Origin of the sequence: Porphyromonas loveana (assembly GCF_003096695.1) — a bacterium.
Taxonomy (GTDB): domain Bacteria; phylum Bacteroidota; class Bacteroidia; order Bacteroidales; family Porphyromonadaceae; genus Porphyromonas; species Porphyromonas loveana.
The window spans coordinates 41485-64431 of record NZ_QEKY01000003.1; the positions used below are offsets into that span (position 1 = coordinate 41485).

Sequence of the window (22947 nt, forward strand, 5' to 3'; positions counted from 1 at the left end):
TTTATGACAACAAAAAACGAGTTCTCACTCTTTGATTAGGTGGGCAAGGGTCGGATCCGCCTTGATACGTTCCGTCTCTGATTCCACAAGGGATAGCACCTCTTGTTTGACACGTTTATAGTTGGCTTCGATGGTCTCTTTGAGATTGTCGGAGCCATCTTCTTTTGTAAAGTCCGCTATCACGGGTATGGGTTGGTAGGCTTTCATTTCGGCAGAGACTTTGGCACTATCCACAACAATCTCAGCATGGAATATCTTTTGCTCGATGCGTTCATCGAAGTTATCGGATACGGCACCGACAAACATTCCTTGTGTGAGGTTGCTGATCTTCGATGCAGGGATAAGGCTGTCCATCTGCGTGGAGATGGAAGTGGATTTGTCGTTGCGGTTGATAGTCATCGACTGACGCTGCTGGAGTACCTTGCCGAATCGTTCGGAGAGTGTCTTGGCAGTTTCTCCCACGACTTGACCGGAGAATACATTCCCCACTGTGTTCTGTATCACCTTACTTTCCTTGTCGCCATAATCCCTCGTTAATTGGCTAAAATCTTGAAAGCCCAAGCAGACAGCCACCTTGTTGCTTCGAGCGGTAGCGATAAGGTTGTCCAATCCACGAAAGTAGATTGTGGGCAGCTCGTCGATAATCACCGAACTTTTGAGTTGCTTCTTCTTGTTGATGAGCTTCACGATACGGCTGTTATAGAGTCCCAATGCCGCCGAATAGATGTTTTGTCGGTCGGGGTTATTGCCTACAACCAACACCTTCGGCTCATTAGGGTTATTGATGTCGAGCGAGAAATCATCGCCTGTCATCACCCAGTACAATGCCGGTGAAATCATTCGCGAAAGCGGTATCTTGGCACTGGCTATCTGCCCCTGCAATTGGTCTTGTGCGCCGCCCTCCCAAGCGTCCATAAAGGGGGATAGATAGTTGGCAAGCTCATCGTAGGAAGTGAGTATCGGAAATATCTGTGCGTAGGGTCGGTTCAAAAACTCGATGGCGTGAGGAAAGGTACAATGCTTCCCATTCTCATAGATTTTGAGGAACCATATGATGGCGGCGAGCAAGATAATTGGTGATTCTACAAAGAAATCTCCCTGCTTCTGTATCCACGTCCTATTCAGATTGAGCATAATGGTATAAGCACTCTCGTAAGCATCCGATATATCCGTCATAAAGGCAGGATTGATAGGATTGCAGCGATGGCTCTTGCGAGGGTCGTCGAAGTTAATCACAAAGAACTGCGGTTTTACCTTGTAGGCATCCAAATGATGGAGCAGATGATTGTAGGCAATCTCTGAAAGGTCGGGGAACTTGTAATCGTAGATATACATCGCAAAGCCTTTTTCTATCTGTTGCTTGATATAGTTGTTTACGATAGCATACGACTTACCTGAACCCGGTGTACCGAGCACCATTGAAGCACGAAAAGGATTGACCACATTGATCCAGCCCTTATTCCACTTCTTTTTATAGTAGAACCGTGTGGGCAGATTGACAGAATACTCATTCTGCATCAGCCTTGTTTCCTGCATAAAACTCTCGTTCTCTGTATTGAAAACATCGTCCATCAGGTTGTTTTTGAGCAATCGGCTCATCCATACGCCCCCCATCAAGAGACAGATATACCCCACGGACAATGTGAAGATATAGAGTGAAGCTGCCCCGACTTTACCAATGGGCAATGCCAGTAGCCACCAGTTGAGAAAGAAAAGCACAAAACCGGAAAAAAGCACCGTCCCAATCTTTGACCAAGTGATTTTCTCCTCCTTCATGCCTTTTGTCCCAAGGCAGGACAAAGCAAGAAACACCACACAAAAGAGTTTTGTCCAAAGAATGGAGGAGAACAAGCCCGTAGTCCGCTCAAAATTCATCAGTATTTTATTGATGATGCCCAATGTGAAATGCCATTCTTGGAATGCCTCATAACAGAACCAATAACAGTTGATAAGGAGGAATATTACGGAAATCCCTCGCATGAAATCCATTATCTTGCCGAGTGCTCTCAAATCATCTTCTTGTGCCATAGTTGTAATATCATTTGAATGGTGCTAGAATCGTGTCGTAATGCCGTTCGTTTACCGTTTTCTTCGCTTTAGTCTGATCTTGTTTTGTCTGCGGAGTTTCCGTTGCCAAGCTGCCTCCTTCCAATCATCATTACCTGTTGGAGCAAAAGGTTCGCCAACAAGTTCCTCTATGAGTTCATCGACAATATTGTCGCTTTCCTCTATGTTCGGCTGCATCGGCAAGGAAACGTTGGTTTGTTCAGAACGTAGAGAAGGATTGCCATACAGCGTTTCGTCCAAGAAGGGATTGTGATTAGGATTGGCGAAGTAGGCATTGAACGCATTGGCGACATATCCCTTACCCAACCGGGAACCATTGAGGGCAATGCCCCCTTCATCGTCAATGAAGGTAATCCCATAGAGTCGTCCATTGTCATTCCTGCGAATTACCACACGCAAGCCCTGTTCTTCCAATCTTTGTCGCAGAGCTTCCTCCGTTTGAGGGGAAGTACGCATTACGTGCAGGACTTTCTCCCTTACGGCTGGTATCAGAGGTTTGATGCTTTGCTTGGATTTCTGTATCCTGTTCTGTACGGCAATATAGCCCACACCACGGCCGATGTCCGAGGCATGGATGGGTATGCTTACCTTGTTGTTACTCTTGTCATCAGTCGGAATATAAACCAGTCCATCGTATTTCTTTCCCCGAAACTCCGTCTTCACTTCTTCAATCGCAAGATTGTATTTCCTCAGAATGGCGTTCAGTTCGCCTAAGGAACAGAAGCGATAATGCTTCAGCACCATGCGAACAACGCTTGCCACTTGCTCCTTAATGTTTCCTTTCGAGGTATCCACTTTGGGCGTTTCGGTTACCTCCTTTTCACCAACTTTTGAGCTTGGAATCAGATTGTATTTTCGCTCCAAGTCATCAGTAATCAGCTTACTTCTTTTGCCCTCGAACTTGTCATTGACTTTCTTTCCATTACCGTCAATCCGGAGCGACACGATGTGTATATGCTCACGGGCAATATCATTGTGCTTGAATACGATGTAGGGTTGTTTGCCGTAGCCAAGTGCCTCCATATACTCCTTGGCTATCTGCGAGAGTGTTTCATCGGATAACTGCTCATCAGGATGCGGATTGAGTGAGCAGTGAAAGACCGTCTTCTTTGTTCGGCACTTCTCCGGGATAAGTGCCAGCATATCGGCAAGTACCTTATCCATTCGGTAAGTGCCGTCAAAGCACTCCCGAAGTTCATTTACACATAAGACGGATGCCTCGTTGTGACGAACCTTTTTGAAGTTGTATCCCAATGCTCCTCCAAGATTCTCCGTTGCTGAAATCTTGGCAATCATTTCTTACGGTAGTCTATGGTAAGACTGATAGCTTGTTCCTGCAAGGTGATAATTTGAGCCGATAAATGCTCCAACTTTTCAAGCAATAGTTGTGCAGTTTTTACGCTATGATAGCTGTTGATGGCACGTACGATCTGATTGTAGAGCACGCCAATTTTGTGGATTTGTGCCGTGAGTTCGGACAGCTTTCGATAGTATTCCACGGCGGATTTATCCACCGTGATGACCTTGAAATGCTCCCCGAGAATGCGACCACGCACGAAGTCCGACTTAGTTTCCGCTCCTGATTTATGAAACAAATCTATCGCCTTTTGCTGGTCTTTGGGGTTGGGAAGACGTACATGCCAGTTGTCCCATCGAGGCTTATCAGAGGCTTTTCGCCCATTATTCTTTTCCGGCTGTTTATTCATCTGTTATTATCTCCTTTTAATTACGACTTTGGAGTAATTCTCTCCCCCTCGGGGCAAGGGTCTTTGTGTTACAAACGGCGGTTTGTGTTACAAAGACACACCTTGCCAATATCAAGAGTTGATGCTGATGAAGCATTCACCTTTCAGGGTGTCCGCTTCGGGGAGTTTAGCTCCATGTTTTCTATCTGCCTGCAAAGTTACTGATGAAATATAACCTGCTCATTATAAGCGACATTCCCTATTTTCCCCTCTATTTCCCGCTACTTCCTTACCACTCGTAACAGCATGGGATTATGATTTATTTTGCATCACCAGAATACCAAATATGGTATTATGGAAATATGTTTTTATGGTGATGTGGTACGTACCATTTATGGTAACATGGCAACATGTAAATGTGGTGACGTGTGAAGATAAAAATACGGGAATGAATAAGGATGGTGATGTGTCGGCATAACAGTTCACACCTATAACACCATGTGCTCATAGACTCATACTCCCATAAAAATATAACTCTACATCGCTCAATAATTATAACAATGGAAATAACAACATCAACAGCCCCCATCTTCTTGGGGTTCGCCTCTCAAAAAGGGGGCGTAGGCAAAAGCACATTGGCGGAAATCATCAGCAGTATTCTCTATTATGAGAAAGGCATCAATCTTTTGGTCGTAGATTGCGACATGACGCAGGATTCATTCTATAAACTCCGTGAACGGGAGAAAGCCACGATTGCGGACAATCCTGAACTTGTTCGGCAAATGCGTACCTACTTCAAGGCACAAGGACGCGTGGCTTATCGTGTCTTGAAATCCTCGCCCGAGAACGCCATCGCCACAGCAGAGGAGCACATCAAGGAGAACCCACAAGAGGGTATTGAGTTAGTCATTTTCGACTTTCCCGGTCACGCAGGGACGGAGGAACTGTTGGAACTTTCACAATGGATGGACTATATCCTCTCACCCATCGAGGCGGATGTGCAATCTATGGTCTCCTGTCTTGCTTATGCCAAGGTTGTTTGTGACTTGGGCGTATCAATGCAGAGCAGTCGCATCAAGGATATTATGTTGCTGTGGAATAAGGTAGACCGTCGTGTCCGCAATACCATTATCGAGTATTACAGCAACTACATTGCGGAGCAGGGCATTACACTACTTTCCTCTCGTGTCTATGCCACCCACCGCTTTACCCACGAGTTGGCCGCTTATGGAGTGAGGAACGTGTTCCGTTCCACCTACATTGCCCCTGCCAAGGCTCTGAGAGAGGGAACGGGTATTGACGAGTTGGTGGCAGAACTGATGAAGCATATTCACCTAACACCTGAGAGCCATGCCCACGATTGATGAACATCGCAGCTTGTTATCCTCCAAGCTCAAGGAAATGGCCGAAGACGGGATAAGCCCTAAGGGCGACGAGGCTGTGGCTGAGTTTGACCCTCCACTGAAGAAAAGACCATCCGAAAGTGAGTGGGAGCAACAAACAGATTCCTTTAAGCAAACAAGGGAAAAGGAGACCATTGTCAAGGAGAACCCAACTCAATCTCAGGAAAAAGGCATGACCATGGAGGAGTACCGTTCGTGCTTCTTCCAACCCTCACGCAACCGACAACACAGGTCTGTCGGACTGAGTGTCGACACGTTGGATATTCTGCGAAACATCCTGCACGACCTTGACGAGCGAACTCCCATCTCCTCCTATATCGACCGGATACTACGAGAGCATCTGAGAAAGCATCAAGACCTGCTCAACAATGCCTGCACCAAACAAAGGCGTAAAACAACCATACAACTATGATACAGACATTCCTAACCAACCTGTTGCTACTTTTCGCCATCTTATGGCTACTTCTCTACACACTCTATATCTACAAACTGATGAAGGAGCGAGAATACAAGCACCTCAAAAGAGAGGACAAGGGAGTCGAAGAGAAGGCTCTGCAGACAGAGAAAAGATTGCCCCATTCCTACGAATTGGTCGGTAAATCCAAACCGATGGAAAAGGACAGAGCTTCCCGAAATATCCCTGCTTTTCCCCTCGTTTCCTCAAATAAAAAATCAGTCGAAAAGAGCGATACCTTCGCTGTCGAAAAGTCGCATGAGGAGCGAAAAACGGAAGAGGTCATTCATCGTGAAGCAGAAACAGAACCGCTTTCCGATGCAGATAACGACAGTGAACTTCACATCGACTACACCATGGAGCAGGTGGACGAACGGGAGATGCTTCGAGAGGAATTGCTGCTCACCGATGACCCCATGCCCGAAGTAACACCTACGGCTATCCTTTACCGGGACCTCCAACGGCTGCAGCACATTGCCACGCATGATGACGAGGGAGAGGATGAGGAAGTAGCGGAGATGATCATTCTGATGCGTGGCACAGAGCTCATGGCATAGTACACTGCCTGTCTCGAAGCCACCGCAGGAGACCACCAAAAAGTCCTTGCCCTTATTCGTAAAACCGAAGAAGATACGAGAGAGGAAGAAAGAATGGCTACCAATGCTTTGGGTACTTCCAAGGAAGATGAAACAACGGCGGACGACAGACCGCTATCCTACTATTTGTAAAACAATGATGTATTAACAACTTGATAAAAAGAGAGAACAATGAATAGAAAGAAAATTTGGATGGTGCTACTCCTTGTCCTCGCCACTACCGCAGGAGCATACGCACAAGGAAACGGTATGGCGGGTATCAATGAAGCCACGAAAATGGTGACCTCCTACTTCGATCCCGGGACGAAATTGATATACGCAGTTGGTGCCGTAGTGGGCTTGATCGGAGGAATCAAGGTCTATAACAAATTTGCATCAGGCGATCCGGATACGAGTAAGACCGCAGCCTCTTGGTTTGGGGCATGTATCTTCCTCATCGTGGCAGCTACGATTCTTAGAAGCTTTTTCTTGTAAACGATGGCATCTTGGGAAATCAATAAAGGTGTAGGACGCACGGTGGAGTTCAAGGGCTTGAAAGCTCAGTACCTCTTCCTCTTTGCCGGAGGATTGCTTGCCGTCTTCATCCTCGTAGTCGTGCTCTATCTCTGCCTCATCAGCCAAATAGCTTGTCTGGTCATGGGCGTAGTGGTTGCCACCCTTGTGGTGTGGCAAACGTTCGCCATGAACCGCAAGTATGGGCAATACGGACTGATGAAGCAGGGAGCAATAAGAATGCACCCACGCTACCTTGTGAACCGCCGGACGGTCTATCACCTTATCCGGAATCTCAAAAGCAAGAAATGATGAGAAACAAGAGTAAGATAACGACCTTGGAATCGAAGTTCCCACTCCTCTCTGTTGAGCAGGGTTGCATGGTGAGCAAGGATGCCGATATTACGGTGGCTTTCCGGGTAGAGCTTCCCGAACTTTTCGCTGTCACTTCTGCCGAATACGAAGCGATACACTCGGCTTGGCACAAGGCTATAAAAGTGCTACCCAATTACAGCATCGTGCACAAGCAGGACTGGTTTATTAAGGAAGACTATCAAGGCAAGCTCGCTGATGGCAGTCTGAGTTTCCTCGCCCGTGCATCCGAACGACATTTTAACGAACGTCCGTACCTGCATCATTCGGTCTATCTGTTCCTGACAAAGACCAATAAGCAGCGCATGGCACAACAGAGCAATTTTTCCTCGCTCTGCCGTGGGCATCTGCTACCTAAGGAGATTAGCAACAAGGACGAAGTGATGAAGTTTATGGAAGCTGTCGAACAATTCGAGCGTATCATCAATGATACGGAGCAAATTCGTTTGATACGGATGACCGAGGAAGAGCTTGTCGGCACAAAAGAGAAAGGCGGCTTGCTTGACCGTTACTTTTCCCTCTCGGAAGAGGGACACGCATCACTGGAGGACATTCGTCTAGGTGCCGACCTTGTGCGTGTGGGGGACAACCATTTGTGTCTGCATACACTCAGTGACACGGACGACCTGCCGACAACAGTCAGCACGGACAGCCGATATGAGCAGCTCTCCACCGATAGGAGCGACTGCCGACTTTCCTTTGCCGCTCCTGTAGGCTTGATGCTCCCCTGCAACCATATCTATAACCAGTACCTTTTCATCGAAGATAGCGACGCCAACTTGCAACGCTTTGAAAAACAGGCAAGGAACATGCACTCGCTGGCACGCTACAGCCGTAGCAACCAGATTAACGAGGAGTGGATACAGGAGTATCTCAACATTGCTCATTCACAAGGCTTGACCTCCATCCGTGCCCATTTTAATGTGCTGGCATGGAGCAATGACAAGGAGGAACTCCGTCAAATCAAGAATGACGTGGGCAGTGCCCTTGCCCTCATGGAGTGCCGACCGCGCCACAACACCATTGATGCGGCAACGCTCTATTGGACGGGCATTCCCGGCAATGCCGCCGATTTCCCTGCCGAGGAGAGTTTCTATACCTTCATCGATCCGGCTCTCTGTTTCTTTACGGCTGAGACGAACTACCGTGATTCGTTATCTCCGTTCGGTATCAAGATGGCTGACCGCCTTTCGGGAAAGCCTATTCATTTGGATATATCCGATTTACCGATGAAGCGTGGGGTTATAACCAATCGCAACAAGTTTATCTTGGGTCCTTCAGGAAGTGGCAAGAGTTTCTTCACCAATCATATGGTACGCCAGTATTACGAGCAGGGGGCGCATGTCCTCTTGGTCGATACGGGAAACTCCTATCAGGGACTGTGCGAACTGATTCACCGCAAAACCAAGGGCGAGGACGGAGTGTATTTTACTTATACGGATGAGAGTCCGATCTCCTTTAATCCTTTCTACACGGATGATTACGTCTATGATGTGGAGAAACGGGAGAGTATCTGCACCTTGCTGCTCACGCTGTGGAAGTCTGCCGAGGAGCGCATCACCAAGACGGAAGCAGGGGAATTGGGCTCAGCCGTAAATGCTTACATCGAGTTGATTCGCTCAGACAGGAGCATCGTTCCTTGTTTCAATACCTTCTACGAGTATCTGCGAGATGTGTATCGGGAGGATATGCGAAAGCGAGAGATCGAAGTAACGCTCTCGGACTTCAATATCAATAACCTTCTCACGACACTGAAGCAGTACTATCGTGGCGGTCGCTACGACTTCCTGCTGAACTCAGACAAGAACATCGATTTATTGTCAAGACGTTTCATCGTCTTTGAGATAGACCAAGTGAAGGACAACAAAGACCTTTTCCCTGTGGTAACGATTATCATTATGGAGGCTTTCATCAACAAGATGCGCCGCTTAAAGGGTGTCCGCAAAATGATACTGATTGAGGAAGCGTGGAAAGCCATCGCTTCGGCAAACATGGCGGACTATATACGGTATCTCTACAAGACGGTGCGGAAGTACTTCGGAGAAGCCATTGTCGTAACGCAAGAGGTGGATGACATCATCTCCTCACCCGTGGTCAAGGAGAGCATCATCAACAACTCGGACTGCAAAATTCTCCTTGACCAGCGCAAGTACATGACCAAGTTCGATGGCATCCAAGCGATGCTCGGTTTGTCCGAAAAGGAGAAGAGCCAAATACTCTCCATCAATCAGAACAACGATCCGAACCGACTTTACAAGGAAGTTTGGATAGGCTTGGGTGGTATGCAGAGTGCCGTCTATGCTACAGAGGTAAGTATGGAGGAATATCTGACCTACACGACCGAAGAAACGGAGAAGTTCGAAGTGATGCGACGTGCCGCTGAACTCAGCGGTGACATCGAAATGGCTATTCGGCAGTTGGCTCAGGAGAAAAGAAATCAATGAAAGTTTAACCGCGTAATACAACAGCTCGAAAAATATGACGATATATCCCGAGAAAACAGTCGACTAATTTCAAGGAAACAGTCGACTGATTTTCAAAATTACTCGACTGTTTTTTCCGAGCAAATCAAACGGCATTGTATCTACGCAAAAATCAATTCGTAAAATGAGAAAGAAAATTTTAATGCTGATGATGAGTGCCATTCTCTTGATAAATGGCAAAGCCCACGCCCAGTGGGTTGTCGCTGACCCGACCAACTTTGCGGGCAACATCGCTAATACGGTCAAAGAGATTGCCACCGCCTCCAAGACGGTAAAGAATACCTTGGCGGGATTTAAGGAGGTGGAGAAACTCTACAACGACACCAAGAAGTATTACGATGCCCTCAAGAAGGTGAACAATTTCATTGGTGATGCCTATAAGGTCAAGGAGTGCATCCTGATGGTGGGCGACATCTCGGAGATTTATGTGACCTCCTACAAACGAATGCTCTCGGACAAGAACTTTCGTCCCTCGGAACTGGCGGCGATGGCAGCAGGTTATGCCAAACTATTAGAGCAAAGCGGTGAGAGTTTGAAGGAACTCAAGTCTGTAGCCAAGTCGGGCGTGTTTTCCATGAACGACAGTGAACGTATGCAGGCGATTGATCGTATCTACACCACGCTCCGAGAATACCGTTCGCTGGTATCCTACTATACTCGTAAGAACATCTCTGTGAGCTATGTGCGTGCCCGTGAGAAGAACGACCTCGCCTCCGTCAAGGCGCTCTACGGCAACACGGCAAGCAGGTATTGGTAATTCCATAGGCCAAACAACAGAAATAACATTTACCCAACCAATTCGCTTATGGATTTTGCCAGTTTACACGAGCTCTTACGCTCCACCTACGATGAGATGATGCCACTCTGTTCTGAGATGACGGGCATTGCCAAGGGGATAGCGGGTTTGGGAGCACTCTTCTATATTGCCCTTCGTGTATGGGCTTCCATTGCCCGTGCCGAAGCAATCGACGTGTTTCCCCTGCTCCGTCCTTTCGTGCTGGGCTTCTGCATCATGTTCTTCCCGACGATGGTGCTCGGCACTATGAACTCTATTCTCTCTCCTGTGGTACAAGGAACAGAGCAGATGGTACACAAACAAGAGAGCAACTTGTCGGAACTGATTGCCAAGCGGAACAAGCTACAGGAGGAAGCCTATTTACGTAATCCCGAAACCGCTTATCTCGTCTCGAATGAGAAGTTCGACCAAAAGATTGAAGAGATGGGCATTATCGGACCGGAGGATGCCGTAACGATTGCAGGGATGTATGCCGAGCGTGCTGCCTACCAGACCAAGCAATGGTTTATGAAACTCATCCACGACCTGATGGAGTTGCTCTTTCATGCGGCAGGGCTTATCATCGACACGCTCCGCACCTTTTTCTTGATCGTCCTCTCCATTCTCGGTCCCGTGGTCTTTGGTATTGCCGTATGGGATGGTCTGTCAGGTTCTCTCACGGCTTGGTTCTCACGCTATATATCGGTTTATCTCTGGCTGCCCGTCAGCAGCATTCTTACGGCACTACTCACCAAGATACAGGTCTTGATGGTGCAGAAGGACATCGAGGCTCTCAGCGATCCGAACTATCTGCCCGATTCGGGGTCTTGGTACTACATCGTCTTCTTCCTTATCGGCATCGTGGGCTACTTCTGCGTACCCACCGTAGCAGGATGGATTATCGAAGCGGGTGGCGGTATCGGCTCGTATGGTCGCAATGTCAATCAGATGGCACAACGTGGAGCACGTGGAGCCTACACGGGAGGTAAGGCTGTGGCAGGAGGAGTAGGTGCCGTTGCGGGTAACGTCGGAGGACGACTCAAAGGGATGCTTATCAAAGCAAAAGAACGATTAAAACGATAAAGAACCATGGAATTCAAGTCACTTACCAATATCGAAACTTCATTTAGGCAGATCAGGCTTTACGCCATTGTTTTTGCCGTGGTCTGTGTGACCGTCAGCGGTTACGCACTCTACGCCTCGTATAGTTTTGCGAGCAAACAGCGAGAGAAAATCTATGTGCTTGATCAGGGCAAGTCGCTGATGCTTGCCCTGAGTCAGGATGCTGCGAACAATCGTCCCGTGGAAGCCCGAGAACATGTCCGTCGCTTTCACGAGCTGTTTTTTACCATTGCGCCCGATAAGGATGCCATCGAAAAGAACATGGAACGTGCCTTCCTCTTGTGCGACAAGTCGGCGTTCGATTACTATAAGGACTTAGCGGAGAAAGGATACTACAACCGAACCATTTCGGGGAATGTCAATCAGCGTGTGGAGATAGACTCCATCCGCTGCAACTTTAACCGTTATCCCTACGAGGTGACGACCTATGCCCGGATGTATATCCTGCGTCAGAGCAACGTCACAGAACGAAGTCTTATCACAACTTGTCGATTGCAGAACTCCGTCCGCTCGGACAATAACCCGCAGGGTTTTCTCATGGAGCATTTTCTTGTGCATGAGAACAGGGATATTCAAACCTATAAGCGATAAGGCTATGGCACGAAGAAGAGGATTTTCACCGGCACGGAACTATCTGAAGCTGCACCTTTGGCTACGCCATCGATGCAACAGGCTCACGATAAGACAGCGTAAGGTCATCGTTTATGGTTTGAGCCTCGTCTACTTGGTCTGCTCCATCTGGATGATTGCACAGTTCTTCCTACCCCAAAGAGAGGAAGTGCTGCCCTTTCCCACGAGCCAGATCGTGGACAGTCCCATACAACGAATGGACAGCCTATATGCTCGCCCCTCTAATTATATTCATCATTTAGCATACAACAGCAATGAAAAATAAACAGAAAGAACAACTCAAAAAGGGCTTGGTATTTGGAGGACTTGGTCTCCTCTGTGCCCTCTCGATGTGGTTTATCTTTGCCCCATCGGGTAAGGACAAGAGTGCTGCACAGCAAGGACTCAACGACAGCATTCCACAGGCGACAACCGAGCAACTGACGGAGAACAAGCTCAAAGCCTACGAACTGGGAGACAAGGTAGAGCAAGAGGAACAAGCCCGTGAGGAGATGGGCAGGCTATCGGACTACTTCTCAGAGAGCACAGAGCCTTCTGATGCGGAATGTGCCGAAACAGCCGCTTCCACGGCGAAGATAGAAACCTCGATGCACCGTTACGAGGAGAACAATCGCTTGCTCAATTCCTTTTATGCACCCGATCCGCACGAAGAGGAGCGTGAAGCCTTACGGGCAGAAATTGAAGACCTTAGACGTGAACTTCGCGAGAAGGACAGCGATGAAGAAGACGAAGAGGAAAAACAGCTTGCCCTAATGGAGAAGAGCTACCAAATGGCAGCGAAATACCTGCCCCAAACTTCTGCCACACCTTCCCCTTTAAGCAATGCTTTTGCAGAAGCCAAAGAACGTTCGATTGTCGAACCGCAAACGATAAACAAGACGGCAGAGCCGGTAATGGAGGTCTTGACCGAACGTAAACAAATCGTCTCCTCCCTCGAACAGCCGATGACGGACTCCGCCTTTATACAAGAGTATGGAACGAAAGCACGCAATATGGGCTTTCATTCGCTCACAGGAACAGAAGTCTCCACGATGCGTAACACGCTTAAAGTGGTGGTAGACAGAACAACCACGCTCCAAGAGGGAGACTATGTAGCCTTGCGACTATTGGAAACGGCTCGTATCAAGGATATACGAATCCCCAAGCAAAGCAGACTCATTGCCCAAGCTAAGATAGAGGGCAATCGGATGCAACTGCACATCAAGAGTATTGAGATAGATGGGCAGATTATGCCCGTAAAACTTTCGGCATACGACACGGACGGACAGGAGGGCGTCTACATCCCCGGCTCCGAAAATGTCTCTGCTCTCAAAGAGATGGGAGCGAATATCGGTGGCTCGATGGGGACTTCGTTCACGTTCGCTTCCTCCGCCAAGGATCAGATTATTTCCGAAGCGGCCCGTGGTGTGATGCAAGGAGCAAGTCAGCTTCTGCAGAAGAAACTACGAGCTATCAAGGTAACACTCAAAGGCGGCTATCGTCTCTTCTTGGTGCAGACCCAATAAAGCAATTGACAATGACGAGTAAAACTATAACATCAAAATTAACAGTAACAATGAAAAAATGGATTTTATCTGTACTGCTCCTTACATCAGTAACCGGAGCTGCTTTTGCTCAGGAAACGGACAGCAATGTTTCGCTTAACCCCAATCGTCCGCTCTCTTCGGGCGACCTCTTTCAAGGAATGAGCCGTGCCATACCTAATGGACGTGTCGTTCTGCCTTATGGCTTGGAGGTCACTTTTGAGAAGACCGTACACCTTATCTTTCCTTCGCCCATACGCTATGTGGACTTGGGTTCTCAGAATATTATTGCAGGGAAAGCGGAGGATGCCGAGAACGTGTTGCGTGTAAAGGCTGCCGTGCGTGACTTTGAGACGGAGACCAACATGAGCGTTATCTGTGAGGACGGCTCCTTCTATGCCTTCAGTGTAAAATATGCCGAAGAGCCGGAGAAGCTCAGCATTGAGATGAAAGACTTCTTGTGCCAACGAGGGCAGAGCGGAACTCGTTCAAGCTCTGCCGAGTACAGCCAAGATTGGTGCGAAGCACAATTTTTGTCGCCAACAGATGGACGATTGCCAAGCAATCGTGCCGACATCTATTTTAAGGAGTTGGGTAATGAGTCTCCCATATTGGTGAAGTTGATAATGCAGACCATTTACCGGAATGATAAACGTACCATCAAGCACATCGGTACGCAACAGTTTGGCATGAAGTTCCTGCTCCGTGGCTTGTATGCCCACAACGGCTTGCTCTATTTTCATACCCGTATCGATAATGACACGAACATGCCCTATTCGGTGGACTTTATTGCTTTTAAAGTTGTAGATAAGAAAGTGGCAAAGCGTACTGCCATCCAGGAGCAGGTACTTCAGCCCTTGCGTGCCTACCATCAGGTAATGTATATCAAGGGAAATCGTGAAGAGCGAACCATCTTTGCTTTGGAACAGTTCTCGCTATCTGAAGACAAGCAACTGGAAGTAACGCTCTACGAGCGTAACGGAGGTCGCACGCTGACCTTTTACGTTGAGCAGGAAGACCTGCTACTCGCCAAGAAAATTGATAACCTCAAACTCAAATGGTAATGAAGAAGTTTCTGTTATTTACAATATGCGTAGTGATGGCCATGGCTTTTGCCGCGCCATCGCACGCACAGCGTCTTATTCCCAGACAACATGGGATTGAAGTCGTAGGAAGTCTCCCTATCATCAAAGGCGAAAAACTTTTTGCCAAAGAGAACTTCGGGATAGGAGTATCGCTTACCCGTTATCTGGAGCGTGCAAATTATGTCTTTGTAGGAATTGAATATGAGCAGCAAAACCTGACGTATCGCAGTTACAATATACCGATGCGAGATGTTCTCTTACAAATGGGCTATATGCACCCCATTCTCTCGGATAGAGGCAAGAACGTGTTTCTCTATGGTGGCATATCTGCCTTGGGTGGCTATGAGGAACTGAATGAGGATAAGAAGTTACTGCCCGATGGAGCAACGCTGCTTGACCGCTCCCGTTTCGTCTATGGCGGTGCCGTGCATGGCTCGATGGAGGTGTTCCTCACGGACTGGCTTTTGTTTCTTGTCAAGGCACAAGGGCGGTTGCTCTTTGGCTCGGATGTGCATCGTTTTCGTCCGGCACTATCGGCAGGATTTAGGTTTAATCTCTAAACATGAATAACAATGAAAAGGAAGATGTTGAATACAATTTGGGTAATGGGGGTGCTCTCCCTTGCCGTGTTTTGCTTATCTGCTTGTACTCGGGAGTTGGATGTCGAGCAGGCTTATCCGTTTACTGTCGAGACGATGCCCGTCCCCAAGGAAGTACAGAGTGGAAAAATGGTAGAGATTCGATGTAAACTCACTGCCCGAGGGGATTTCAAGGATACTCGTTATACACTTCGCTGTTTTCAATACGATGGTGTGGGGGTACTCCGCATCGGGGCTAAAGGATCGCCCCTTATCCCCAATGACCGCTATCCGATCCCTAAAGGCGAGTTTCGGCTTTACTATACCTCCCGAAGCAAGGAACGTCAATCATTGGAGCTGGTCTTTGAAGATAATCACGGGCAAAACCAAACCATGACACTGGAATTCAATCATAAGGAAAAGAGGTCGGGAGCCGATACGCAACACCGAAACATAGAGATACATACTTGATTGCTTGATTTTGAACGTGAATAAGTTTGAATGTGAAAAGGTCATCTGTCCGGGAGGATAGATGACCTTGTTTTCTATGGGTGGAGATGTTAGCGATTTATTTGTTCTTGTCCACCTCTTCACTGATGGCTTTTCTGAAAGCCAACGGGTTCTTGACATACTTGTAGGCATTGGTTGCACCTCCTGTTGTCACGATGATGGTGCCGAAGCCGAAAATACGTCCCCAGAAGGTTTCTTGAAACGCGATCGCTTCTGCCTTGTTCAGTTGCAGTTCTACAACATCGCGACGGATAAATCCATGTTTGAAGACAATCCGCTTATTTGTTAAGACAAACTCGGCAAAACGCTGTTCTATATAGCGATTGATCAGTCCGAATATACCCAATCCGATTAAGAGGTATCCGAGAATACTGAAGAAAGAGGATGAAAAACCGCTCAAAATAAGTCCGGGAATGAGGAATGTCAGTGGACCCATAAAGGTCCACCAATGAACTACCGCCCGGTACTGAACGGTTTCATTCGTCAAAAGGGTTTGGTCTATGTAGCTCATACTCTAATCGTGAAGAATTAATCCTTAATAACACGCTAAAGCCGTAAGGCTCAGTGCAAATATACTATTAATATCTATGCTTGCATATCCCAAAGTCCTTTCATCGCCGCTTCCTCTTGTCTGATGCGGATAATTAGCAGGCACAGATACAATGGGAAGCCGATACAGAGGGTTGTCCATGCGTTGCAAAGGAGTGCCACGCCAATTAGTTCCGGCATAATGTTCAAATAGTAGTTGGGGTGGCGAATTGAACGAAAAAGGAAACTTCGCTCGATACGTTGATTAGGGACAATGTACAATTTCACGGTCCAGACATCTCTCAGTTTATAAATCACGTAGAACAGCATTCCATAGGCAAAGGTCATAATCCCTATGCCGAAAAGTGATATACCATTGAATTCAACACCCTTGCTGTATGCTTCGTAAAGTGCTCCGAAATAGTAGGTAATATGTGCCAATGTCAATAGGAGAGAATTGAACTTACCGTATTGTTTTGCTCCTTTCTTCATCAGGAGTTTTTCGTTACGGATGGAAAACGAGAGGGAACCCAATCGTAAAGCAAAGAAAAAGATGAAGGTAATGATAATGTATTGCATATTTAATTGTCAATGAGTAAGAAACTTGTGACCCTGTTTTCGGTCGCAAAAGTACGATGTTTAACACAGTTACGCAATCCCTTAAAGTAGTTATTTTTCAGAATATCTTCAGTTTCCTATTGATTTTTACCCTAATTCAAAGGAGTTTTGTTTAGGATAGATGCAAGACGTGGAGTATGCCAATGAACTGAAATCGACTTTTTCAGAGGGCATAGAAATAGGGTATTTCTCTTTGCGACTTTCTTTTGCTTCTTTTCTTTGGGTCGCCTACTCGTTCAAAGACAAAGAAAAGAAGCCACGAGAGATATTCTCATCTCCGTGGCTGTTCCGTTATCTAATATACTTAAAACGACTATGTAAAAGAGCCGTGAACAAGTGGCAAAGGTTGTGAGCTTCTTCTCGAACAAGGAAGTAATTCCCACATTTATACAAACTGATACTGGGAGAGTCCTCTTTGTCCGGGTCTGTCCATTCAAAAGTTCTGACACAGCGAGGTATATTCGTGTCGATATAGTAGAACAAACCTTTGCCTTCAGCTCTGTTTGAAAGTCCTCTTTTTAGTAGGATAGAACGAAAGATAGATGCATAGAATTCGGCTTCCTCCTTATTTGAAAAATAGTTTCCACTACCATTTCGTAATTCATCAAGAGTGCGAAAAGGTAGTTTACTCAATCCTCTATCCCACTCTCGTACCACTTGCATATCGGGAGCTATATACCAATAACCTTCGTCAAATTCAGCTCTCCATCGCTGAACAAAGTCTAATATCAAACTGCTCATAATACTCTCTTTTATGCTGTCGCTCTCATTCTCTGTCTTATCAATTTGCGGTTGGCATTGACAAGGCTCACAATTTGGTCGTGGTATTCTGTGTTTTGATTACACACTCCACGGCTTTGCACCACCTGTAAGGTATCAAGAGAAACCTCAATCGTTTCTATTCGTTTGTTCCCGATGGTTGCCGAAAGGATAAGCGAGTTTTCTTTGAGATAGTAGGCATTGTCGAATACGCAATGGTGCATTGCCATTCCCTCCTCCAAATGTTCCTGCACACTCTCCAATACGTGGATTTGGATTGTGCCGTCTGAAAAGGCAAGACCGAAGAACTTTGATTTGAGTTCGTGGAAATGCTTCTCGTTCTCCATTGCCTTTTTGCGTCTCTTCTCCTTTTCTTCCTTTTCCCATTGTCTGCGGAGTTCGCTTTGTCTTAGGTCGTGTTCCCTATGCAGGTCGGAGGGGCAAACATACTTCGGGCTGTGTATGTCTTTGCCCAATCTTCGGAGCATATCCACGTAGTCGCACCAAATTGAAATATCCTCTATGTCATAACCGTTGCGAACTGCTACCTTATAGGACTGCCAACAAGCGTCAAATGTCCTCGAATTATTGAGAAAGTATTTCAGATGCTCGGTTCTGCCTGCTTTCAGCAAGGTTTCTGCTCGGCTGTCGGACAATAGGGCAGAAATGAATGTTGTTGGTGCAATGTCGTGAAAATTGTCCCTAAAACCATTCCTGCGGAGAGTGTCCGTAACCTTAAACTTTGGATATATCTGTGAGTACGATATATGGCGGTAGGCTTCGTTGTCGTTTCTGACTGCCATAGGCGAGCAAAAGGAAAAGGTGTCAATATATCTTCCCAATGTTCGTTGAACGGCAATAATCGTCTTTCTTCCTTGTGCGTTCCACCAATATTGACCGATTTCAATAACGCAGGACGTTGCTTTGCATCCTTTCTCCATTTCTACGGAGAGAAGGAACATTCTTAGTACTTGATATTCTCCACAAGCGGTTAGAATGGTAAAATACTGCTTCTGCCTTATCTTGCGTTCAAAGGTTTCCCTGACCTGCAACCTTGCCCTGCAATGAGGGCAGGTGCAAGTGTCCTTCGGCTTCTTCATTGTCCAACTATGCCCACAATCCATACACGTTGTGCGACCTTTGGGCAGTCGATATGCGAAATGGTCTATACACTTACGAAAAGCCCATTTGCTCTGTGTCTTGGTTATCGGGCGTAGGTTCTTGCTCTCTGCAAATACTGCTTTCTCAAACTTGTTTCTCGGTTTCATAGACTATAAATCAAATAGTGAGGGTTGCTGTTGAGAGGCTTGGGGATGTGCTTTCTTGGGGCGTTCGTTACGGCTCTGTATCTTGGCAAGTTCCTCACGCTGATATTGCTTGATGGCTTCCTTGCGTGCTTCGGCTTTCTCTTCCTCTGTGAGTTCCACCACGTGATTGACAGCTACTTGGCAGTTGATAGGCTTACCTACTGCGATGTCGTCTTCATCGTAATAGTGAACTGCCATCGAGTAGATTTCTTCATCGTCAAATCCGTTGCACCCGCTTTTCTGCACCTCGTTCAGAATGTAAGTGATACACTCCTCGATATTCTTGTTCGGCTTTTGGAGGTTAGGAGCAAACAAGGGGTCTGTCGCTGCACGCTGGTTCAAATACTCGGCTATCGTTCGGGTAAAGTGTTCTGTTCCTTTCATTGTCTTATCGGTTTTATGGGGTTAAACTCCAATTGCCCATTGTCCATTGCGGTAAACGGATAGGCAAGCGTATTCGTTACATAGTTCGTGTGATAGACAACGCATATAGAGGGTATCATCGTGTCGTAGGCTGTTACCCAATTCCTCGAATAGGCTCTGTGGAAAATCCCAACGGCTCTCCAATTCGCCCTCAATCTGATATTCATCGTCTTGCTCGTACCAATCATTCGGGAAGTTTTCCTCTATGAATGCTCGGATGGTATCTATCGTCTCTGTATTCTCGCTTGATGCGTAGAATAGGTTGGTGCATATATTTGCCATAGTCATTTATTGTTTTGTAGGGTTAGCGTTATCTGCGATACATTTTCCACTCATCTCAAATACTTCAATGGTGGCTCGCCCGTTGTTTTCTTTCGGAGATAGAGGTTCACTTGTTTCATGGAGGGTAATGCAGTTCACTATAATGACTTTCTTTTCATCCTCCCATTCCATCATATCTTCACCCTGCCACGATTGTACAATAGCGAGGGCTTCCTCATAAGTTTCGGCTGTTACGTCAAAATGGGTGCGTTCCCAACAGGTAATTTTGCGGTCTTGATAAAATCTGAATGCTTCCATTGTTCCTATGTTTAGATTGTTGCTAAAATGATTTCTTGGATATGAATAGGGGCAACCTCAGAAAAGAGATAGGTGATAAATTCCCTTCTGTCTTTCCGATTGAGTTCTTTGTATAGTTCTCCAAAGGCGGATATATTTCCGTTGAGGTAAACCGATACCATATACTCGAAGATGTTGTCCACCTCGTAGTATCTACATTGTTGTGCAATAGTTTTGCTTCTTCTTTTCATCTGATAAGTGTACTAATAAAGGGTTATCAATGCCACCAACTCACGTTCTCCAACCACAGATTTAATGCGGTAATGAGAGGAGGAGCTATATCCTTTTTGCTTCATTGAAGATGTTGTATGTACTTTCTGCTTATCCATAGCGACATTTTTTTTATGCGTCCAAAGATCGGAGTATGCTGATTCCTTTTTGTAGCAAAATCAGGGTAGCGGGGCAAGGCTTACACAAGGTTTTGTCGGAAAATACAACCCGAAGCATTGTGTAGGTGTGGAGATTTTCCGGACAAACCTTTAGGCCCCGACCTTGGGAAAGCCGACAAGCCCCGTACTACCTTTGCTTACAAAAAGGAACAGCATCCGTCTTGACCTGCATCGCATAATGTGGAGCTGTGGGCGAGAAGCAGAAGTGCCACGCCTTAAAGCAGAAAAAGAGCGGCTATCGACTTTTTTCGATAACCACCCGGAGAAGGAGTTTTCAGAAAATAATATTTATCAGTATATATTATGAAGCGAAACAACTATAGCCAAACGAATGATGCAACAGAATAAAGGATATCTGTCTGACGATAAGGATGAAAACATGTAACAAAGAGACTCTTTGAGTCGCTATTTTCAACGACTTATCTCAAGAAAATTGGCTACCGATAGTCCGTGTATTTATATCTGTATCGAACTGAGTTTTCTCGTAGATAATTCACAATAAACCGATAGTCTTTCCTCTTAATCCAGCTTTTCGACAGTGTAATTTTTCGCTGCTGATGGGCTTTAAGCTCGATCATCTCATCGTAGGTAGAGTACAAATCGACCGACTTCAGTGTGTTGAGAGGAAACATTTGCACGGTATTATCCAATGATACGAAGTGGATTTGATCTTGTCCGATAATAATCCTCTGAATGCCGGTTCGCCTGAAGTAAAGCAGCAAGAAGATTATCGCCATCGCCAACGTAGCAACACAAAGAATCCCGAGGATTATCGATACGATGAGCCTTCCTCCGCTTATCCCCAAAAACATAAATATGCTGCAGGGGATGGCTCCAATGCCTAACAGCAGATATTTTACCGGAGATTTGTAATCTATGCTTTTACTGTTAATAGAGCCCATCGTACATTTCGATTGTTCCGATATTTTCATCAATTATATCACTCAAGCTTATTGCCTCTCCATTGATCAGATAGTTCACACCCATAGTCCCAAAGTCGAGGATAAACCAAGCTCCCGCGACGATAGTGCCGACTCCGGTGGTGGAGGCTCCTAACATAACAGCATTTATCGCATGAGAAGGCTTTAGTTCTCCTGACAAGGCAATATCTGCAACGAGTAAGGCTCCTCCTGCCTTCGTCAATTTCCCTGCTGTTCTTCGAGCTGTTCTGACCGTATTTGTTTGGACTTTTCGCCAGTGAGCAGCACCCGGGTTTTTCCATTCTTTCTGAAACCGGTATCTCAAACCTCGTGTTTTTGTCATATGCCAGGCCTCATTCCACTTGTAGTATCCACCTTTATAAACCATATAGGTGGATGCGACACCCAGTCCAGCATTGACGAAGTCTTTTCCTGTCCCTATTATACTTCTACCGGGTTCTTTTGAAGAGTAAACGATAATTTCAGGTAATTGCTCCAGTATTCTGTTCCCTGATCTGTCATAACAAACCCATCCGCCGGACATAGTACCGATATAGACATATCGACCGTCTTTTGCGTAAAATCGCTCTCCTAAAAATCTACTGTCTCTCTCAGGTACCTCTTGAGGTGTATCAGCGGTCTTATTACACTTTAGGCTATTAGCGATCAAGTCGGGAGAGACCTCTATCAACTGTTGCTTGAAAGGCAATACATAGCCTTGGGTTTGGCGGAACGGATTTGTCGGGTGATTGGCGTGAGGATTGACAAATCCACGATGAACAAATGCGTACCCAAGTCCTTCTACAAATCCTTCATATGGCCGTTGGATTTGACAAAAGAAATCGAATTGCTCTTTATCGATATATATTTGATTTCTACTCATCTGTACATACTCCTTATCCATCAAGAATGCCACTTTTCTGTTGGGATATGAAATAGAGGTCGTATCAGGGCACGCTCTTTTCATCAATCCTATTGATGCTTAATAAAGAAACGCCGACTTCCTCCAATCCCCAGATCCAGAACTCTTTGCCAAAGATACAAAAACGACCACTATTACCCAACAAAATATTTTTTCTTCGCGAAGAAAATTTTCATCCGTTGAAGACGCTATTTGGGACACATTGTTCCGTCATTATTCTTTGTCGTCCCACCTATCATGGGCAAATTATTCGCCTCTATCAAGAGAACAATCGTGCCGGTCAGTTCGGTGTAGAGTTTCTCATATTCAGGACTTGCACCGAAATCGTCCGTAAGGTCATATTCCGAAAATACATCCTGAATAGCCTTGTTCCGAAGGAGTATTGGAGAAAGTCTTTCGGGAAGAGGTGAAGGCAGTTCCTTTTCAAACTCATTCTCCAAAACAGACACAAGGGTATCGTACTTCGAGAAGTGCAAGCCTTGGAACAAGACCTCGCTTGCCATGCTTTCGGCTTCGAGGTGAGAGAAGCCCTGTGCCACGGCATCGCAGTAAGCAGTGAGGGCTTCATCTGCCCGTGCCGTGATAAACGATGTATCTCCCATCATTTCGGGGAAGTGGTCACTGAGGTAAGTTTCCAACTTCAAACGGAAGTAGGAAAATTCTTTCTTTGCTGTAGATTTCATAATAC

General features: G+C 46.3%; 27 protein-coding genes. 15 read left to right on the forward strand and 12 right to left on the reverse strand.

Annotated elements, in window-relative coordinates; translation table 11 throughout:
• Positions 1-24: 24 nt before the first annotated feature.
• The 3 genes from mobC to C7382_RS02060 are packed head-to-tail and all read right to left on the reverse strand — an operon-like array spanning position 25 to position 3773.
• Positions 25-2028: a conjugal transfer protein MobC gene (mobC, locus tag C7382_RS02050; RefSeq protein WP_116678657.1), complete on the reverse strand. Its 2004-nt coding sequence runs from the start codon at positions 2026-2028 to the stop codon at positions 25-27.
• A 51-nt stretch (positions 2029-2079) separates the two neighbouring features.
• On the reverse strand, positions 2080-3363 hold the full coding sequence (gene mobB, locus C7382_RS02055) for a conjugal transfer protein MobB (protein WP_116678658.1): 1284 nt from the start codon (positions 3361-3363) through the stop codon (positions 2080-2082).
• The gene (locus tag C7382_RS02060) at positions 3360-3773 is read right to left on the reverse strand and encodes a plasmid mobilization protein (protein WP_116678659.1); all 414 of its coding nucleotides are present in this window, start codon (positions 3771-3773) and stop codon (positions 3360-3362) included. The genes mobB and C7382_RS02060 overlap by 4 nt, the downstream gene beginning before the upstream one ends.
• Before the next feature lie 539 nt (positions 3774-4312).
• Between C7382_RS02060 and C7382_RS02065 the strand changes: the two genes are divergently transcribed.
• The 14 genes from C7382_RS02065 (at position 4313) to C7382_RS02130 (ending at position 15736) form a co-directional block, all read left to right on the forward strand.
• The gene (locus C7382_RS02065) at positions 4313-5116 is read left to right on the forward strand and encodes a nucleotide-binding protein (RefSeq protein ID WP_116678660.1); all 804 of its coding nucleotides are present in this window, start codon (positions 4313-4315) and stop codon (positions 5114-5116) included.
• Entirely contained in the window at positions 5103-5567 is a 465-nt protein-coding gene (locus C7382_RS02070) for a DUF3408 domain-containing protein (RefSeq protein ID WP_116678661.1), read from the forward strand. The genes C7382_RS02065 and C7382_RS02070 overlap by 14 nt, the downstream gene beginning before the upstream one ends.
• A complete protein-coding gene (locus C7382_RS02075) occupies positions 5564-6166 on the forward strand; it encodes a hypothetical protein (protein WP_116678662.1) in 603 nt (200 codons plus the stop codon). Before C7382_RS02070 ends, C7382_RS02075 begins: the two co-directional genes overlap by 4 nt.
• A 210-nt stretch (positions 6167-6376) precedes the next feature.
• Positions 6377-6679 (forward strand): DUF4134 domain-containing protein, encoded by a 303-nt coding sequence (locus C7382_RS02080; RefSeq protein WP_116678663.1) that lies wholly within the window; start codon positions 6377-6379, stop codon positions 6677-6679.
• A gap of 3 nt (positions 6680-6682) precedes the next feature.
• Entirely contained in the window at positions 6683-7009 is a 327-nt protein-coding gene (locus C7382_RS02085; protein ID WP_116678664.1) for a DUF4133 domain-containing protein, read from the forward strand.
• On the forward strand, positions 7009-9513 hold the full coding sequence (locus C7382_RS02090; protein ID WP_116678773.1) for a TraG family conjugative transposon ATPase: 2505 nt from the start codon (positions 7009-7011) through the stop codon (positions 9511-9513). The genes C7382_RS02085 and C7382_RS02090 overlap by 1 nt, the downstream gene beginning before the upstream one ends.
• Positions 9514-9676: 163 nt before the next feature.
• Positions 9677-10309 (forward strand): DUF4141 domain-containing protein, encoded by a 633-nt coding sequence (locus tag C7382_RS02095; protein ID WP_116678665.1) that lies wholly within the window; start codon positions 9677-9679, stop codon positions 10307-10309.
• 48 nt (positions 10310-10357) lie between these two features.
• Positions 10358-11410: a conjugative transposon protein TraJ gene (gene traJ, locus C7382_RS02100; RefSeq protein WP_116678666.1), complete on the forward strand. Its 1053-nt coding sequence runs from the start codon at positions 10358-10360 to the stop codon at positions 11408-11410.
• 6 nt (positions 11411-11416) lie between these two features.
• Positions 11417-12040, forward strand: a complete 624-nt coding sequence (gene traK, locus C7382_RS02105) for a conjugative transposon protein TraK (RefSeq protein WP_116678667.1) — start codon at positions 11417-11419, stop codon at positions 12038-12040.
• A gap of 4 nt (positions 12041-12044) precedes the next feature.
• Entirely contained in the window at positions 12045-12344 is a 300-nt protein-coding gene (locus tag C7382_RS02110) for a hypothetical protein (RefSeq protein WP_116678668.1), read from the forward strand.
• Positions 12334-13584, forward strand: coding sequence for a conjugative transposon protein TraM (gene traM / locus C7382_RS02115; protein ID WP_116678669.1), 1251 nt, complete (start codon positions 12334-12336; stop codon positions 13582-13584). Before C7382_RS02110 ends, traM begins: the two co-directional genes overlap by 11 nt.
• Before the next feature lie 50 nt (positions 13585-13634).
• The gene (traN, locus tag C7382_RS02120; protein ID WP_116678670.1) at positions 13635-14666 is read left to right on the forward strand and encodes a conjugative transposon protein TraN; all 1032 of its coding nucleotides are present in this window, start codon (positions 13635-13637) and stop codon (positions 14664-14666) included.
• A complete protein-coding gene (locus C7382_RS02125) occupies positions 14660-15247 on the forward strand; it encodes a conjugal transfer protein TraO (protein ID WP_394342039.1) in 588 nt (195 codons plus the stop codon). Before traN ends, C7382_RS02125 begins: the two co-directional genes overlap by 7 nt.
• Positions 15248-15259: 12 nt before the next feature.
• Entirely contained in the window at positions 15260-15736 is a 477-nt protein-coding gene (locus C7382_RS02130) for a DUF3872 domain-containing protein (RefSeq protein WP_116678672.1), read from the forward strand.
• A 97-nt stretch (positions 15737-15833) separates the two neighbouring features.
• Here C7382_RS02130 and C7382_RS02135 read toward each other — a convergent pair whose 3' ends face one another.
• The 7 genes from C7382_RS02135 to C7382_RS02170 form a co-directional block, all read right to left on the reverse strand.
• Positions 15834-16286 (reverse strand): PH domain-containing protein, encoded by a 453-nt coding sequence (locus C7382_RS02135; RefSeq protein WP_116678673.1) that lies wholly within the window; start codon positions 16284-16286, stop codon positions 15834-15836.
• A 74-nt stretch (positions 16287-16360) separates the two neighbouring features.
• Positions 16361-16882, reverse strand: coding sequence for an isoprenylcysteine carboxyl methyltransferase family protein (locus tag C7382_RS02140; RefSeq protein WP_116678674.1), 522 nt, complete (start codon positions 16880-16882; stop codon positions 16361-16363).
• A 791-nt stretch (positions 16883-17673) separates the two neighbouring features.
• The gene (locus tag C7382_RS02150; protein WP_116678676.1) at positions 17674-18948 is read right to left on the reverse strand and encodes a PcfJ domain-containing protein; all 1275 of its coding nucleotides are present in this window, start codon (positions 18946-18948) and stop codon (positions 17674-17676) included.
• A gap of 3 nt (positions 18949-18951) precedes the next feature.
• Positions 18952-19371 carry a PcfK-like family protein gene (locus C7382_RS02155; RefSeq protein ID WP_116678677.1) on the reverse strand — a complete coding sequence of 140 codons (420 nt, stop codon included), beginning with the start codon at positions 19369-19371 and terminating at the stop codon, positions 18952-18954.
• A gap of 21 nt (positions 19372-19392) precedes the next feature.
• Positions 19393-19692 (reverse strand): hypothetical protein, encoded by a 300-nt coding sequence (locus tag C7382_RS02160; protein WP_116678774.1) that lies wholly within the window; start codon positions 19690-19692, stop codon positions 19393-19395.
• Positions 19693-19698: 6 nt separating this feature from the next.
• On the reverse strand, positions 19699-19989 hold the full coding sequence (locus C7382_RS02165) for a hypothetical protein (protein WP_116678678.1): 291 nt from the start codon (positions 19987-19989) through the stop codon (positions 19699-19701).
• An 11-nt stretch (positions 19990-20000) separates the two neighbouring features.
• Positions 20001-20219: a hypothetical protein gene (locus tag C7382_RS02170; protein WP_116678679.1), complete on the reverse strand. Its 219-nt coding sequence runs from the start codon at positions 20217-20219 to the stop codon at positions 20001-20003.
• A gap of 857 nt (positions 20220-21076) precedes the next feature.
• On the opposite strand from C7382_RS02170, the gene C7382_RS10050 reads away from it, so the two are divergent.
• Entirely contained in the window at positions 21077-21262 is a 186-nt protein-coding gene (locus tag C7382_RS10050) for a hypothetical protein (protein ID WP_165815109.1), read from the forward strand.
• 43 nt (positions 21263-21305) lie between these two features.
• Here C7382_RS10050 and C7382_RS02180 read toward each other — a convergent pair whose 3' ends face one another.
• Positions 21306-22220 (reverse strand): hypothetical protein, encoded by a 915-nt coding sequence (locus C7382_RS02180; protein ID WP_116678775.1) that lies wholly within the window; start codon positions 22218-22220, stop codon positions 21306-21308.
• Positions 22221-22447: 227 nt separating this feature from the next.
• Entirely contained in the window at positions 22448-22942 is a 495-nt protein-coding gene (locus tag C7382_RS02185; protein ID WP_116678681.1) for a DUF1896 domain-containing protein, read from the reverse strand.
• Positions 22943-22947 lie beyond the last annotated feature (5 nt).